The 15,312-nt window shown below is 38.7% G+C and carries 12 protein-coding genes and 1 tRNA gene; 5 read left to right on the top strand and 8 right to left on the bottom strand.

From position 1 onward, the window contains the following. Positions 1–276: 276 nt before the first annotated feature. Positions 277–3,120, top strand: a complete 2,844-nt coding sequence (gene dnaB / locus CAL6303_RS02495) for a replicative DNA helicase (RefSeq protein WP_015196244.1) — start codon at positions 277–279, stop codon at positions 3,118–3,120. 129 nt (positions 3,121–3,249) lie between these two features. Here the strand turns inward: dnaB and CAL6303_RS02500 are convergent, their stop codons facing one another. From CAL6303_RS02500 to CAL6303_RS02515, 4 genes are all read right to left on the bottom strand, one after another. Next, positions 3,250–3,780, bottom strand: a complete 531-nt coding sequence (locus CAL6303_RS02500) for an FKBP-type peptidyl-prolyl cis-trans isomerase (RefSeq protein ID WP_015196245.1) — start codon at positions 3,778–3,780, stop codon at positions 3,250–3,252. A gap of 377 nt (positions 3,781–4,157) precedes the next feature. Beyond that, positions 4,158–4,481, bottom strand: coding sequence for a phasin family protein (locus CAL6303_RS02505; RefSeq protein ID WP_015196246.1), 324 nt, complete (start codon positions 4,479–4,481; stop codon positions 4,158–4,160). A 452-nt stretch (positions 4,482–4,933) separates the two neighbouring features. After that, on the bottom strand, positions 4,934–5,398 hold the full coding sequence (locus CAL6303_RS02510; protein WP_238993765.1) for a DUF2656 domain-containing protein: 465 nt from the start codon (positions 5,396–5,398) through the stop codon (positions 4,934–4,936). Between the two features lie 298 nt (positions 5,399–5,696). Then, complete coding sequence (locus tag CAL6303_RS02515; protein ID WP_144050995.1) at positions 5,697–6,152, bottom strand: hypothetical protein; 456 nt, start codon at positions 6,150–6,152, stop codon at positions 5,697–5,699. Between the two features lie 215 nt (positions 6,153–6,367). On the opposite strand from CAL6303_RS02515, the gene CAL6303_RS02520 reads away from it, so the two are divergent. Continuing rightward, positions 6,368–6,988 carry a hypothetical protein gene (locus CAL6303_RS02520; RefSeq protein ID WP_015196249.1) on the top strand — a complete coding sequence of 207 codons (621 nt, stop codon included), beginning with the start codon at positions 6,368–6,370 and terminating at the stop codon, positions 6,986–6,988. A gap of 101 nt (positions 6,989–7,089) precedes the next feature. Here the strand turns inward: CAL6303_RS02520 and CAL6303_RS02525 are convergent, their stop codons facing one another. Together CAL6303_RS02525 and CAL6303_RS02530 are read right to left on the bottom strand one after the other, a co-directional pair. Next, on the bottom strand, positions 7,090–8,028 hold the full coding sequence (locus tag CAL6303_RS02525) for a phosphoribulokinase (RefSeq protein WP_015196250.1): 939 nt from the start codon (positions 8,026–8,028) through the stop codon (positions 7,090–7,092). A gap of 195 nt (positions 8,029–8,223) precedes the next feature. Then, positions 8,224–8,475, bottom strand: coding sequence for a hypothetical protein (locus CAL6303_RS02530; protein WP_015196251.1), 252 nt, complete (start codon positions 8,473–8,475; stop codon positions 8,224–8,226). A 296-nt stretch (positions 8,476–8,771) separates the two neighbouring features. Between CAL6303_RS02530 and CAL6303_RS02535 the strand changes: the two genes are divergently transcribed. Together CAL6303_RS02535 and CAL6303_RS02540 are read left to right on the top strand one after the other, a co-directional pair. Beyond that, positions 8,772–9,440, top strand: a complete 669-nt coding sequence (locus CAL6303_RS02535; protein ID WP_015196252.1) for a class I SAM-dependent methyltransferase — start codon at positions 8,772–8,774, stop codon at positions 9,438–9,440. 93 nt (positions 9,441–9,533) lie between these two features. Next, complete coding sequence (locus CAL6303_RS02540; RefSeq protein ID WP_015196253.1) at positions 9,534–11,384, top strand: alpha/beta hydrolase; 1,851 nt, start codon at positions 9,534–9,536, stop codon at positions 11,382–11,384. Between the two features lie 35 nt (positions 11,385–11,419). On the opposite strand, the gene CAL6303_RS02545 is transcribed toward CAL6303_RS02540, so the two are convergent. Further along, the gene (locus tag CAL6303_RS02545) at positions 11,420–12,286 is read right to left on the bottom strand and encodes a rhodanese-related sulfurtransferase (protein ID WP_015196254.1); all 867 of its coding nucleotides are present in this window, start codon (positions 12,284–12,286) and stop codon (positions 11,420–11,422) included. 77 nt (positions 12,287–12,363) lie between these two features. On the opposite strand from CAL6303_RS02545, the gene CAL6303_RS02550 reads away from it, so the two are divergent. After that, positions 12,364–12,436, top strand: a tRNA-Ala gene (locus tag CAL6303_RS02550). A gap of 146 nt (positions 12,437–12,582) precedes the next feature. Here CAL6303_RS02550 and CAL6303_RS02555 read toward each other — a convergent pair. Next, positions 12,583–15,195: an exo-alpha-sialidase gene (locus CAL6303_RS02555; protein WP_015196255.1), complete on the bottom strand. Its 2,613-nt coding sequence runs from the start codon at positions 15,193–15,195 to the stop codon at positions 12,583–12,585. Between the last annotated feature and the right edge of the window lie 117 nt (positions 15,196–15,312).

Genomic DNA, 15,312 nt, shown 5'->3' on the forward strand with positions numbered 1-15,312 from the left:
ATTTTCTACTCAAGAAATAATTAAAGGAATTTTTAGACCTAGAGTATTAGGTTAACGTATTCTTGTTGGGTGAAGTTGACAGCATAACCCAACAACTGCGACTTGGCAAAACAGAAAATGTTAGAGTAATTCAGCTAATATCTGATTACAAACAAATCATATTCACGATCCGGAAAATTCGGTTGAGTGAGGATGTTTTCCAATATACTTGTATTTTTTTGTATTTTTTAAAACCATAGTGTGCCGAAACGCCACTTAGAAGTAAAGTAAAATTCTATGTCTGAGCAGCTAAATTTCCAAGCTAGTAATATAGATAAACTACCACCCCAAAATATCGAGGCTGAAGAGGCAATTTTAGGGGGGATATTGCTTGATCCAGAGGCGATTAGCCGAGTAAGCGATCGCTTAATCACCGAAGCCCTATATATTAGCGCCCATCGTGATATTTATCAAGCGATGCTGCGCTTGAATGGACAGGGTAAACCCACCGATTTGCTGTCGGTGACAAGTTGGTTAACTGATCACGATTTATTAACCCGTGTGGGAGGAAGAAATAAATTAGCCTCCTTGGTGGAACGCACAGTATCCGCAATTAACATCGACGCTTTAGCGCAGTTGGTGATGGATAAATATATGCGTCGTCAATTAATTAAAGCGGGGAATGAAATTGTCCACTTAGGATACGAAACAGAAACCGAATTACCCCAAGTTTTGGACAAAGCCGAACAGAAAATCTTCGGAATTTCCCAAGAGCGATCGCAATCAGGTTTAGTGCATATCGCTGACTCATTAATGAGTAATTTTAAAGATATTGAAGAACGAAATCAAGGAGTTGCTTTACCGGGGATTTCCTGCGGTTTCTATGATTTGGATGCCATGATTAACGGTGGTTTTCAACGCTCTGATTTAATCATTATTGCTGGTCGTCCGGCAATGGGTAAATGTGTGGCATTTGACACAGAAATCTTACTTTCAGATGGTTCTATTTCCACAATTGAAGAAATATATCATCATCGTCAAGGGAAATTATTAACATTAGGAGATGATTGGAAATTTCATGTTACCCAACCTTCAGTATATGTCGATGATAGAGAAAAGCCAGTATTTCGAGTAACTACAGGCTTAGGAAAATATGTCGAAACAACCATAACTCATCCATATTTAACTATTAATGGATGGCGCAAACTTTCAGAGTTGAAAGTAGGTGATAAAATTGCTATACCGCGTAAATTAGATGTGTTTGGCACGGAAACCATGCGCGATAGTGAAATCAAAATCCTTGCTTATTTAATTGGTGACGGTTGTTTAACAGGTACTAGCCCTCAATTTACAAATAGCAACCCTTTACTGCAAGAAGACTTTTCTCAAGCTGTCAATAGTTTTGTCGGATTGAAGGTGAGGTTAGAAACATCCAATGGTAAGCGAACACCTACATTATACGTCACCAAAAATTCCGATTTTTTTGCTGCTCAAAGGATAAATTTTGCTGAATGCCTAAAAATAGCAATCAAATCGCAAAATATCTCAGATAGAAAGTTGAGTCAAATACTAAAAGTAAGTCCAGCTTCAGTTTTTAACTGGCAAACAGGAATATGTTTGCCAAGTAAAGAAAACTTTAAGTTACTATCTGAAACACTGCAAATTTTACCAGAAAAGTTAGCTTGTTTTGGAATAAATACGACTATTGACAATGGTAATTCTTTAACACTTTGGCTACAAGAATTAGGTATTTGGGGTAAAGATGCTCATGCCAAAACTATTCCAGAGAGAATATTCAAATTAACGCGATCGCAAATAGCTTTATTTATAAATAGGTTATTTGCCACAGATGGATGGGCATCAATTTTAAAAACAGGTCAGGTACAATTAGGATATTGTACGGTTAGCGAAAAACTATCTCGTCAAGTTCAACACTTACTATTAAGATTTGGTATTATTGCCACCCTTAAAAAGAGATCTATCAAATATAAAGATACTCGTAGACAGGCTTGGCAAATAGATATTACCGATGCTAATTCCATTAAAACCTTTATTTCTGAAATTAGGATATTCGGCAAAGAAAAAGCGATTAATCAAATTGAATCTACTTTAGAAGGAAGAATATTTCAAACCAATTATGATACAATCCCCACCGAAATTTGGGATACAATTGCAGTAGCAAAAGGAAATGAACCTTGGTCTACCTTAGCCAAACGCGCAGGTATTAAAGGCTATACAAATATCCATGTTGGCAAACGCACATTATCGCGGGAAAGACTTTGGATTTTGGCAACAGCTTTAGAAAATTTGCCACTTCAGCAGTTAGCTGATAGCGACATCTACTGGGATAAAATAGTTTCCATTGAATCAATGGGTTTTAAACAAGTTTATGATTTAACTATCCCAGTTACCCACAATTTTATTGCAAATGATATTTGCGTTCATAATACTAGTTTTGCGATGAATATTGCTCACTATATTGCTGGTTCTTCACGAATGCCAGTAGCGATATTTAGTTTAGAAATGTCGAAGGAACAATTAGCATTAAGAATGCTATCAGGTGAAGCAAGAATTGAAAGTAGTTACCTTCGCAGCGGTAGAATTAGTCAGAATCAGTGGGAAGATTTAACTAGGGGCATTAGTTCACTTCAGCAAATGCCCATTTTTATCGATGATACTCCCAATATCACGATTACAGAAATGCGAAGTCAAGCCAGACGTTTGCAAGCAGAACAAGGTACTGATTTGGGTTTAATCTTAATTGATTATTTGCAATTAATGGAAGGTGGTAGTGATAATCGCGTCCAAGAGTTATCGAAAATAACACGTCAAATTAAAGGTTTAGCTAGGGAATTACATGTCCCAGTAATTGCCCTTTCCCAGCTAAGTCGAGGGGTTGAATCTCGTACTAATAAACGTCCAATGCTATCAGATTTGAGAGAATCGGGCAGTATTGAACAAGATGCGGATTTAGTGATGATGCTATATCGAGATGAATATTATGCACCTGATACTCCAGAAAGGGGAATAGCTGAAATCATGATTGCTAAACACCGTCACGGTGCAACTGGTACAGTTAAGCTATTATTTGATCCACAATTTACCCAGTTTAAAAATTTAGCTAGAACTGGTGGATATTAGTTTGTTGAAATAAGTTCATTCGACAACAAAAAGATAAAGGCATGATTAAATCAGTTATCAGTTATCAATTAGAACTAAAGGCTATCACGATTTTAAGACTAAAATCGTGATAGCTTCTAGGAAGCTGCTCTAACTAACTCCTAATAGTTCCACATCAAAAATTAGGGTTGAATTTGGGGGAATAGGACCAATTCCTCTAGAACCATAACCCAATTCAGGAGGAATAGTTAGTGTGCGACGACCACCTACCTTCATGGTACTGAGTCCTTCATCCCAACCCTTAATTACTTGTCCGGCACCAATTTTAAACTTAAATGGCTCATTGCGATCGCGTGAGCTATCAAACTTACTACCGTTTTCTAAAGTTCCAGTATAGTGAACTGTCACAGTTTGTCCGCTTTGGGGAGTTTCACCAGTTCCTTCTTCGATTTCAACGTATTTTAATCCAGATGGGGTGGTAATAGAATTTGTATCTGACATATCTTTGCTCGCTAATAACGTATTATTTTCAGTGATGACTGTGGATGCTGGTGAAGGTTGATTGGTTGGAGATGCGATAGACTCCGCTAACGCACTTTCTTTATTACCACCAATCTGCGCTAGCACCAAAATGACAACGCAAAGTAGCATCACACTGACACTGACTAAAATTGCTTTCAAAATCAATCCTCCTACTTAGGTGATTTGGAATTGAAATTACCAGTTGAACACAACTAAGTTTAGATCGCAAAGGACAAAAAATCTTATTTTTTCACTTCACACCAATAGAGACATACCTTAGTACGTCTCTATACTTAGGCTTTTCAGCTAATCTAGGACTTACGCACTACACAAATTAACCATGATATGTTTCCACGAAAATAGGCAATTTCAGGCTCTTATTAATCATTCTTCGATACGCGAAGCGTCAAGCCTCCGGCTTATCGTACATCAAGCCGCGCTGTAGGGGTTTAGCATTGCTAAACCCCTACGACAAATGTCTTTTTTTCAAGCACCCATATTTTGTATTTCGTGTCAATGCGTAAGTTCTATAATCTTTAACGCCAAAGTTTATTTTCTAAATCGCGTACTTGCCGCTCTAAGCGATCAATCCTACCACGTAACTCATCAACCTCCGATTGACGAGCCACACCCAAATCCTGCATCATATTTCGCATCTGACGCTGCATGTTCACTTCCCAATTGCCTTGCTCAGATTTTACCTGCTGTACCATATCATCCATCACAGCTTTAGCCTGTTCTGGGTCTAGTTTCCCATCTTTGACTATTTTATCTCCAGCTTCCTTTAATTTCTCAGCAACCATCGAAGTTGTGCCCAAACCCAGCATCAGAACCTGTTGCATCCAATTATTGTTATCCATGTCATTTTCCTATGTTTGCTTTTACCAAAAGACTGCTGAGTACCCATTACTTAGCAATTTGCCCAGAGACTGCGGACTTAAATTCAAGACTGGAGAAAAATAAACTTTTAATTCCGCGTCCCAGATAAAGCGATTATAATTTGTGTTTGTTAAATCAGATGTGTTGATAACTATACAGCGAGAGTATGTTTATGCGTACCTGCTGTATTGAGAGCTTTTCGGCAGCAAAGACTAACCTTTCAAAGGTAGCAACTAATAACCGAAACCTGGTTTCTCCCAATTGAATACAAAATATTCCGCATTTTACCTGAAAAAATTTGGTTGATCCAATACACCAAGCCTTGACTCACGGACGTTTCCGTAAAAATATTAATCCCACAACACTACACAAGCTAACCCCAAAGGGTACAGAAATGAAGATGCGATCGCAACCGAGGAAAAAGCAAGTTAAATTAGGCTCTTTCAACTTTAAACACATTTTCCGGCGGCTTTGAAGCCACAGTTGCATCCCATCCAATTGCTTGTAAAAACTCATTCCCATTAGCTGTTTCCACCACATCCACACCCCACTCACCAGGTTGTAGCGCATCTGGTGAAGCACTGGTAGGGGGAGTTGTTTTAATTCCCCCTAATATCAATAAATTTGGTAAAGATTGACCATCTTTAACTTGACTTAAACGCTCATTGATTAAAGCTTGAGCACAACTTTCACCTATTTGTGCCGCAGAAAACTTATTAGGATCAAACAAAACCTCAACAATCCAATGAGGATTATCAATTAATCGACACTGAGCAATATTTGCTAATCCTTGAATAAATACCTTTGTAAATTCTTCCCGACTTAATGACGGAAGCACATCTTCAGAAACATTAAAATTATGGGATAGTAACATTCGTCCTTGAGAAAAGTTAGTCACAATATTGAACCCGGTACATCACTTTTCAAGAATAACGGAAATTCTTTACCACCAGGAACTACACATCTCATGATTTTTATGAACTACTAGTACAGCCATTATTTAACCATCAAAAGCCCAATAATAAACGCCTTTCCCCTACTGCCCCTGCTCCCCTGCCTACTAGCCCGTTAATTATATTTTGACGGTTGTGTACAAATCGACAGTCCTGTAGAGATGTAGCACTGCTACGTCTCTACAACCATCATTTTGCTCTTGACACACTTGACACACTACTACTCTTGAAAATCCACAGGTTTTATTTTAAAGCTGCTTCTACCTCTTTAACTACATCGTCTAGGGCTTTTCCAGCTTCTTCAACCAGTTTTTCTTGTTCCGCTTCGGTATCAGCTTCCACCGCTGCTTTCACAGACGCGATCGCATTATCCATCGCGTTGGCTGCTTTGGGAATTCCTGCTTGTTCTAGTAAAGCAGAAGACTTTTCCATCGCTGTCAATGCTCTACCAAAATGCTCCTGTACTTCCTTTGTATTTTTAGTTTCTTGAGCTGCACTCATGGCATTTGCAGCTTCTTCCAACGCTTCTGCTGCATCATTTAAAGCATCAGCGTTAATCTCTTGCTCTTGAGCAATAATTAAACTAGAGCTACCTGATGTAGAAGGTTTTGTAAAATTGGGATTGAGTGCGATCGCTGGAAAATGCGCCAGCATTAAACCAGCCACAACAACATTTGCTAACAGTAATTTTTGTAACATAATCTTGATATTATTGATTAGTGAAAAGGCAAATATCACAATTTTTATGAATTCAAAACTGTTTTTTTGCATTGAGAGTATTAACTGTTACAAACTGGCATAGATGCTTACCCTACGTCAATATGAAAAATATGGATTTTAATGAATTTTCCAAATAATTCAGTATTATCCGTAACTAGTAAAATTACAGAGAAAAGATTTATTCTTACTTCATCATGACAACTAATTTAACTACTCCTGCATCCACAGAGTTTATTGATATACTTACCAAGACTGCACTGGCTTACCGCAGCAAGAGCAAAGATCGTCCCCAAGTAGAAGTAGTAGTAAATGCCTTATTACAGGCAGAAATAGCCGCTAAACAGCAAAAAATTATCTACCCTTTCCCATCAATGTTGGGTGAGTGGAGATTATGTTTTGCCACTGGAACCAAAAAAGTCCAAAGGCGAGGAGGAATTATTTTAGGAAAAGGCTTTTATGTACCAAATTTTGCTAAAGCCAAAATAGCTTTTAGCACAAATACGGATGAGAATTTGGGTAAAGGAGAAATTAAAAATTCAGCCGAACTAGGCTTTATGAAGCTGCAATTTAGCGGATTAACCAAATATTGGGGGAAAAAGAACCTTTTGACATTTGACTTTGACAAAATAGAGTTGTCTTTATTGAATCGCACTCTTTATCGTGGAAATGTCAAAAGTCGGAAAACAGCAAATCAGGATTTTTACAATCAAACAACAACTGGTAAATTACCATTCTTTGCTTTTTTCCTCACCACCGATGATTTTATCGCAGCCCGTGGACGCGGTGGTGGGTTAGCATTGTGGATTCGAGAGTAAACTAATTTGATGGGAGTGTACGATATTACTAGGGATAAATTACCTACGCGATCGCATACTCCAAATAAAGTTCAAATTAATCTACTTTTGAAGTCTGATAACTATTGATGCATTTGTGTTGCTTTCAACATGTGGTAGGTAATTAGCAGCTGCGTCAACGCTAGGGGGTAACTTTGTAAAACTTCTCCGGTAGTCCCAGATATTTTACCTAGCTCTGGATTACTTTCGCGATCGCATACACTCTTCAAGTAAGGCATATCCGAACAAATTATTTGTTCTAAGCGATTCACCTGCTCTAAGGTAGCATGACCATCAACTTCTAATACATCTACTGGTTTACCCATATCCCGATCCAATTCTAAGCGAATCGCGGAGCGCAAATTTCCATTTCCAGCCGCTAAAACCTCAGTAAAATCAGGATGGGGAATTGTCGGACGCAAAACCAAACGCACATTTAAATGATCCTTTGTTTGTTCTGCATCGTCGCTAGGGGGATAAAAACTAACAACAATATCAGACCATTGACGTTGGGGACGAATATACAAATCAGAATCAGATTCGCGCTTTGCTAATTCCTGACGCACCTGTTCTTCTGTATAACCGCGTTTTTGAGTATCTCGCTTAATTTTCCAACTTGCACGTAGAGGTTCTGGCGGTGCCAAGTACACCTTGACATCATAACAATCCCTAGCAGCGCGGGTCGAATAGCCCAATAACCCCTCAACAATGACAAATTTCGCTGGCTTAATATATTGAGGGGCTTCAAAGCACCCTGTTTTATGGCTATAAATTGGTTTGAGAATAGCTTGCCCCATCCGCAGTAAAGATAAATGCTGCTGCATAATATCCAAATGATTGCAGTCAGGGTGTAGTGCCGTAATTCCAATTTCTGCACGTTGCTGACGATCATACCGATGATAATCATCAGTACAAATCGTCGTCACGTTCTCCACACCAAGTATCTGAGCAATACCCTTTGTTAAAGTAGTCTTACCCGCTGCACTATCTCCCACAATGCCAAGTATGATTGGACGATTCATTTTTACCCCCAGTGCAGAAATTGGTTTTTAGGATTGTATACTAATTTACCAAATTTCTGATCATTTAAGAAAGCACCTCAAACTAAACTAACTCTCAAGCTTTAGTGAAATTGGAGTTAATTAGCGACTTGTGGGATTTATCAAAATTTATTTTTTTTCATTAACTTTTATCAACGAATCGGCAAATTTTGTACATCAATAATTGCTATTTAAGTAATCTAAGGCTTCTTCAGCAGACGTAAAGGCACCAACAACACGAGTTGCTTCATTCCCATTACTGAAAATCTTCAGATAGTAGTTAAATCCATCTGTACCCTGCCGGATCTCAAAGGCGCGTGGTTTGCCGCCATTTGCATCACTCTTTAAGCCAGAACTAACGAAAGGCTCGACACTTCCAAAACCAGGGAAAGTGATGGAGTTTAATAGATTCAACAAAGTTGCTACCATATTTTTATCATTATTCTTCCTTTAGAGATTTTACCCAAAATGGGCGCTGTCATCACATTTAAGTAAATTAGATAATCTTATTTAAGCTATGAATATATAATGCGAATATTTGATGATTTATCTTCTGAGTGAGTAACTATTTTATAATTATAAATAGACTACAATTAACTAAGTAATTATTCGTATTAGATCACATTGTCGGCACTTGTGAACATAGATAATTTAGTATTTTCACTAGATTTAGTTGTTTTTTACAGCGAAATGGTAATATCAATAGCTAATGAGTGAAAAATACGATGAACAACCAGCACCTCGGACTCGATCAAAATCTTTATCAATACCTATTATCTGCATCATTGCGAGAGCCGCAAATCCTAACACAGTTACGGGATGAAACAGCAAAACATCCCATGAGTATTATGCAAATAGCACCAGAACAGGGGCAATTTATGTCACTTTTGGTGCAGTTAATCGGTGCAAAAAAAACATTAGAAGTTGGTGTATTTACTGGTTATAGCTCCTTGGTGGTGGCACTAGCGTTACCAGAAGATGGGAAAATCGTAGCCTGTGATGTGAGTGAAGAGTACACACAAATTGCCCGAAAGTATTGGGAATTAGCAGGAGTTGCCAATAAAATTGAATTACATATTGCCCCGGCTTTAGAAACTCTCGATCAACTAATTGCAGATGGAGAAGCAGAAACTTTTGATTTTGCTTTTATTGACGCAGATAAAAGTGGTTACGATAATTACTACGAACGTTGTTTACAACTTGTGCGTCCAGGTGGTTTAATTGCCATAGATAATGTTTTGTGGTCTGGTAGAGTAGGGGATCCGGAAGTACAGGATAATCGAACCAATCAAATTAGAGCTTTAAATACCAAAATACAGCAAGACCAGCGCGTTAATCTAAGTTTATTACCGATTGCTGACGGTTTGACCTTGGCGATGAAAGTTAAAAATTAGTCGAAGAATAGAGTTTGCTAAAAATGTATAGTTAATTACCGGAAATTTTGATTCTCAGAAAGAAGTTATATATACTAATCAGAATATATCCCTATGGTTGCCCCTCTACTATCTATTGAAAAACTGAACCCTAACAAAAATCTACCTTTCCCAGGATATTTTGTTGCCAGTACCGCCCCAATTAATATTGAAGATAAACAAGTTGATGACATTGCTGAATCTTGTGATCCGAAAAATTTCATTAAGGAAATCTCCCAATATTTACAAGAACATAAAGGCAATGCCGAAATTTTGATTGTCATTCATGGCTATAACACCAGTAGGAAAGGTGCCAAGGATTGGTTTGAAAGTATTTATGAATATATTGCTCATCACTATGGTAAAAGCCGTTCTCCAGGGTTATTATTAATTGGTTATCGTTGGCCCTCTGAACAAACTTCACCTGCATCATCGGAAGTACAGGAGGAAGGTGGTTCCTTTAAAGAGAAGCTGAATTCTGCAAAGGCAGCTTTACCTGTAGTTTGGGGCAGAGTGTCTCGTGTAGGAACTTTGGGCTTAGTTTTAGGTGTAATTGGTTCGGTGGTAAGCGCTGTAGGAATTAGCTTACAGTTTGATAATTCAGGATTCTTCTTAACTATTTTTGCGGCGCTAGTTATTCTGTCTTTAATAGCAGTTTCTCCAATATTGACAATTATTATATTTCGATTAGGAGGCTATTTTCGTGATAGTTATCGTGCGAATAATTTTGGTGTTTCAGATTTAGTTGAGTTAATTCGACATATTGATTATGCTTTAGTTAAAGGCAAGCCCGATGGAAATACCTGCGGGCAAGAGGTTTACAATGATAGCGATCGCATCAAGCTATCATTTATTGGACACAGTATGGGTGGGTTTGTAGTGACTGACACTGTACGAATTCTCTCTGATGTCTTCGATCCTAGATCTATTGGTTCATTAGATATTACGAGTACCGAAAAAGATCCATCACCTTTTATTGGTAATGTTTTTTCTTTGGGGCGTTTGGTGCTAGTGTCACCTGATATTCCCGCAGAGACCATTATCTCAGGACGAGCTAACTTTTTACAATCCTCTTTACGTCGGTTTCAAGAAGCATATCTATTTAGTAATGAAGGGGATATGGCACTAAGATTAGGTTCCACAACAACAAACTATTTTACCTATCCTAGTAAAACCCAAGATGGAGGATATCGATTAGGAAATGTCACACTCAGAAATTCAAGAGAGGAAAGTAACGCTTTTGGTGAAGGAATTGTCACATCAGAAAGTTATGGGATGACGGTACGACTTCCCAATGAACAACTTGTTAGTCTTAAAGATGGGCAAGAAATTACCCGCAGTGGCTATCCCCTGGATTATTTATATATCCGCAAGCAAATACCCCTATCTAAACGCCAGAAAGATATTGCCTTAGAACCTTCCCAAAAACCAATTGGTGAATTGTTTAGTTTTTTTGATTGCACTGACTATATTGAGAAATATTCGGATCAAAATGGACAAGAAAAAACCGCAGGGTTGGTAAGTCGCGCGCTGCGTAAACAGGCATTAACATTTAGTGATTACACCTCTTTAACTATCGATTATTTCACCGGTAAAATTGATACCCATTGGGGATACTTTAGTGATGGAAAACCAGGATTAAAACCAGAAGCAACTTTTACGAAATTGGCAATTTATGGATTAGCTTGCGTCGGATTTGAAAATTTTTTGTTAGAACTCCAAGAAGAGCCTGTTTTTAGCGATTACAAAGAATCTTTTGCCGAAATTATCAAAGATTTAAAATCTCAGCGTTTAGATCTGTCAGATAATCAGAGAAAGAAAATTGCACTTAGCCAAATTCTTTCTAGTATTTGTCGAGACAAAGGTATTCAAGTACTCTTGTCACAAGAACGTTACGCTTTAGATATCCTCAAAACTATCGCCTAAAATATTCTGCAATAGTCCTGCAAAAATAGATTCAACTAAGCTTGTCTTTTTTTATTCTCTAGCCTTGTACGCTTATCTGCTGTCAGGTTTTTGTAGCAATAGGGACAAGAGATACCCTCTTCGTAATGTGGAGATAGCTTATCTTCTTCATTAACAGGGTGTCCACAACCGATACAAGTATCATATGTTCCCCGTTGTAAATCATGTTGAACGGCAACACGTTCGTCAAAAACGAAACATTCTCCTTCCCACATACTTTCTGCGGGAGGGACATCTTCTAAATACTTTAAAATACCACCTTGAAGATGATAAACTTCTGAAAACCCCTGTGAAAGCATATATGCGGAGGCTTTTTCACAGCGAATCCCACCTGTACAAAACATTGCCACTTTTCGATGTTTTACTGGATCTAATTGTTGATGTACATAGTCAGGGAAATCACTGAATGCTTCTGTATTTGGATTAATAGCCCCTTTAAAGGTACCGATATTAACTTCGTAGTGATTACGGGTATCAATTACTGTTACTTCTGGATCGCTAATTATTTGGTTCCAATCTTGAGGAGTAACATAGATTCCCGTTCTTTCACCGGGGTTAATTTCAGGTAAACCAAGGGTGACAATTTCCTTCTTCAACTTGATTTTGAGCCGTTCAAAGGGTGCTTTGTCAGTGGTAGATTCCTTATATTCTAAGTCTTTGAGGCGAGAATCCGCACGTAAAAAAGCCAATAGATCTTGAATGCGATCGCTTGAAGCCGCAACAGTACCATTAATCCCCTCTGGTGCCAATAATATCGTTCCTTTGATATCTTGCTCTTGACAAAATGTTAATAATGGGTGACGCATCTGCGTAAAATCTGGAAGTTGAATAAATTTATAGAAGCTAGCAACCACCAGAGTCATTTTTTCTGTCCCCTTGTTATACAACTAGACAATAGGTTATGATATATAGAATTATAATCTGAAAAATTATAGAATCTGGGGGTTTAGCTCAGTTGGTAGAGCGCCTGCTTTGCAAGCAGGATGTCAGCGGTTCGAGTCCGCTAACCTCCATTTTAACCTTGGGAATGCAAAGCTTCCGCGACGTAAGTCGTTTGCATATTGCCTATAATTGTGTATGTATTTGAATTATGCGCAGTTTACCACCGTAGGTATCGCATACTCAATTTAGTCATGATGAAAATCTGCTTCTTAGATATCTATTTTTCCCCCACCATAATTCCTCTCCCTGTCAAAGCAACATAAACTAAGTTAGGCGATCGCATATCTCCTTCCATATTTACCATGCCAGGAAACAGCAACACATTCGGATCACTGATTTGAATCCAACTTTTACCCATGTTTTCAGATTTATAGATGGCATCTTTGGTGGCATTTCCAACTCTACCAAACATGTAAATATACGGATTTTTCTCAGATATTCCCTTCCCAAAAGTCATATATTCGCAACTTTCTACCGATGGTACAATCATGAAAGTTTTACCCCCATCAACGGAACGATACAATTTATTTCCAGTCACCTCCTCTGGATTACGGGCAAAACTCACCCACACATCACCCTGCTGTGTCGGATTTGGGACTATAGTGGGACGAATTAACCAACCAGGTAGCTTTGCCGCACTTTCACGCCAGTTGGCACCACCATCGTTACTGTAGTAAAAGGTGGAGTTATTCAAATAGTAAAAGGTTTCACCTTTGGGATCTTGCCTATCTGCTGCCAAAATATAGGAACTTAACCAGGGATTGATTGTATTTGACCATGATTTGGGCAATGCATCATAGTGATTGTGATCATTATTTTGCGGATCAAACGGTTCTGGTTTCGGTTTAGGATCAATATTGCGGGAAAGTTGCCAAGTTTTTCCCCCATCTTTAGTGTAATGAGTCCAAGTACCCCAAGTTGGCGACCAAACTAGATTTTTGGGGTTGGTGGGAGACATGGCAATTTGTCCCCCAGTTGCCATAACTTTTTCCTGTGCAGACTTATCTGATTTCCAGAGGTTTTCTGTGGGTACCGATTCAAAAGCCTTCCAAGTCTTCCCGTTATCACTACTTATCCCATGTATTCCCCAATAACCTTGCCACTGATTAAAGCCAACAAAAGCCACATAATCAGGGTTTTTGTAAGCGTAATCCATCCCTGTTGCCCCGGAAACATGGGGATATGGTTGGGGATAAACCTTCCAATCAGGGTTTGCCCATTTAAAAGCTGGGTTAATAGGTACATTACTGGGGCTAATAGATTTAGTGGGAACTTGGTTACGACTGATGTGTCGAAAACCAATTTTATCTTGGACTGCACTCAGTAAATCTGCTCCACCATGTGCTTTCGATTTGGGAGGAACCCTTACCATATTTGAGTCGAGTTCCTCTAAGTTATTCATCAACCATTTGTAGGTTGGTGTAGCTGTAGTAACATCATCTGTACGAGCTACCCCCATACCATTTGTCCACCAAACTTGCTTGGGATTACCTGGATCAATCATAATACTGGCGGCACCAGTGGAAGCGTATGATTGATAGTAACCTGGTGCGGAGGTGTTAACTTTATCTTGGGGATGATTCGGATCATACGCACCCATAAACATGGTTTGTTTCTGCCAACTTTTTCCCCCATTGGTAGAACGGTAAACAAATTTGTCTGCGATCGCCATCACCGTGTATGCTTGATTCTGCTTCTTACAAACTTTAACGGAGGCACAGCCCCCGTTAAGTTTGCGCTGTACTGTCACTGCTGGATAAATCCTATCCCCATCGGGTGTAATGTTACTCCAGGAGTTATTTTGATATTTGCGGATACTACCAGTTGCTTTTTTACCCTTCCCATCATCCCCAAGGGTGCCAAATCCGACATATAGTGTGCCATCATTTGCCACAACACCCCGCAATGGATTATCACTACCCCCCATATTTGTCCATGATTTTCCCCCGTCGCTACTGCGCCAAATTCCACTACCATGGATTCCTAAATATATAATTTGGGTAGCCTTTTTACTATCACCCGTGCGTTCATCGAAAGCCACAAAGGTAAAACCCGGTAGATCTTTATTATCCGTCCCATCGGGATTTTTATACCCAGGCAAACTACTAGGTTCTGGTAATCCTCCCGTAACCCTCACCCAATCAGTATTTCCCTGTTTCCTCCACAAACCATGACGACGGGAAGTAAAATAAACTAAACCCGATTGATGGGGATCAACAGCTAAACGTTCTCCAGTTTCCGCACGGTAAGCTTCATTTGGTCCTACATAGATATTATGCTTACCTAAACCTGTAGATTTCCAACTGGTTCCTTTATTCTCAGAAACCATCACCTCCCCTGCATATGTAGATTTAATTTTATTATCTTTATCTTTAAAGTCAGAATTTTTGCTTTTGATGGCAACATATATGCGGTTGGGTTTAGTTGGATCTAATGCTAAACTTTCAACTCCCACACCACCAATGGCAAAATTAGTATCAAACATATCCATCAAAGGAATCCAGGAATTATTCCCCCGATTAAACCTATAAATTCCCCCGACATCGGTACGAACATAGACATCATAAGGTGCAATTGGGGAAGTAATTAAACCTGTGACATAACCCATTCCCTGAATGTTTACATTTCGCCAATTGAATAGATTTTTACTTATTGGTGACTTGACTTTAGGGACATTTGGTGGTGCTTTTGCTTGCACTAATAGTGGTGATGAAATAGTTTGTGAATTATCGGTAATTACTGAAATTTGATTACAACCTGGGAGGATAAATAATCCCAGAATAGTAGTAAATAAGACTGAAAAGGATACTTTAAGTTGATAATGCACCATATAATCACCTAATAAGTTCCTCCAACCTACAGTTCGCAAACTACGTACGCAATGACAATATTATTCTTTTAGCACGAAATAAAATTGGATGCTCCCATCGGTGGGGAAAATTCCCTA

Source organism: Calothrix sp. PCC 6303 (assembly GCF_000317435.1).
In the GTDB taxonomy this organism is placed as follows: Bacteria; Cyanobacteriota; Cyanobacteriia; order Cyanobacteriales; family Nostocaceae; genus PCC-6303.

Excerpts from the sequence above, each read along its gene's own strand:
- dnaB (WP_015196244.1), top strand. The coding sequence starts at position 277 with ATGTCTGAGCAGCTAAATTTCCAAGCTAGTAATATAGATAAACTACCA.
- CAL6303_RS02505 (WP_015196246.1), bottom strand. The coding sequence starts at position 4,481 with ATGGATAACAATAATTGGATGCAACAGGTTCTGATGCTGGGTTTGGGC.
- CAL6303_RS02515 (WP_144050995.1), bottom strand. The coding sequence starts at position 6,152 with ATGTTACAAAAATTACTGTTAGCAAATGTTGTTGTGGCTGGTTTAATG.
- CAL6303_RS02520 (WP_015196249.1), top strand. The coding sequence starts at position 6,368 with ATGACAACTAATTTAACTACTCCTGCATCCACAGAGTTTATTGATATA.
- CAL6303_RS02525 (WP_015196250.1), bottom strand. The coding sequence starts at position 8,028 with ATGAATCGTCCAATCATACTTGGCATTGTGGGAGATAGTGCAGCGGGT.
- CAL6303_RS02530 (WP_015196251.1), bottom strand. The coding sequence starts at position 8,475 with ATGGTAGCAACTTTGTTGAATCTATTAAACTCCATCACTTTCCCTGGT.
- CAL6303_RS02535 (WP_015196252.1), top strand. The coding sequence starts at position 8,772 with ATGAACAACCAGCACCTCGGACTCGATCAAAATCTTTATCAATACCTA.
- CAL6303_RS02540 (WP_015196253.1), top strand. The coding sequence starts at position 9,534 with ATGGTTGCCCCTCTACTATCTATTGAAAAACTGAACCCTAACAAAAAT.
- CAL6303_RS02545 (WP_015196254.1), bottom strand. The coding sequence starts at position 12,286 with ATGACTCTGGTGGTTGCTAGCTTCTATAAATTTATTCAACTTCCAGAT.
- CAL6303_RS02555 (WP_015196255.1), bottom strand. The coding sequence starts at position 15,195 with ATGGTGCATTATCAACTTAAAGTATCCTTTTCAGTCTTATTTACTACT.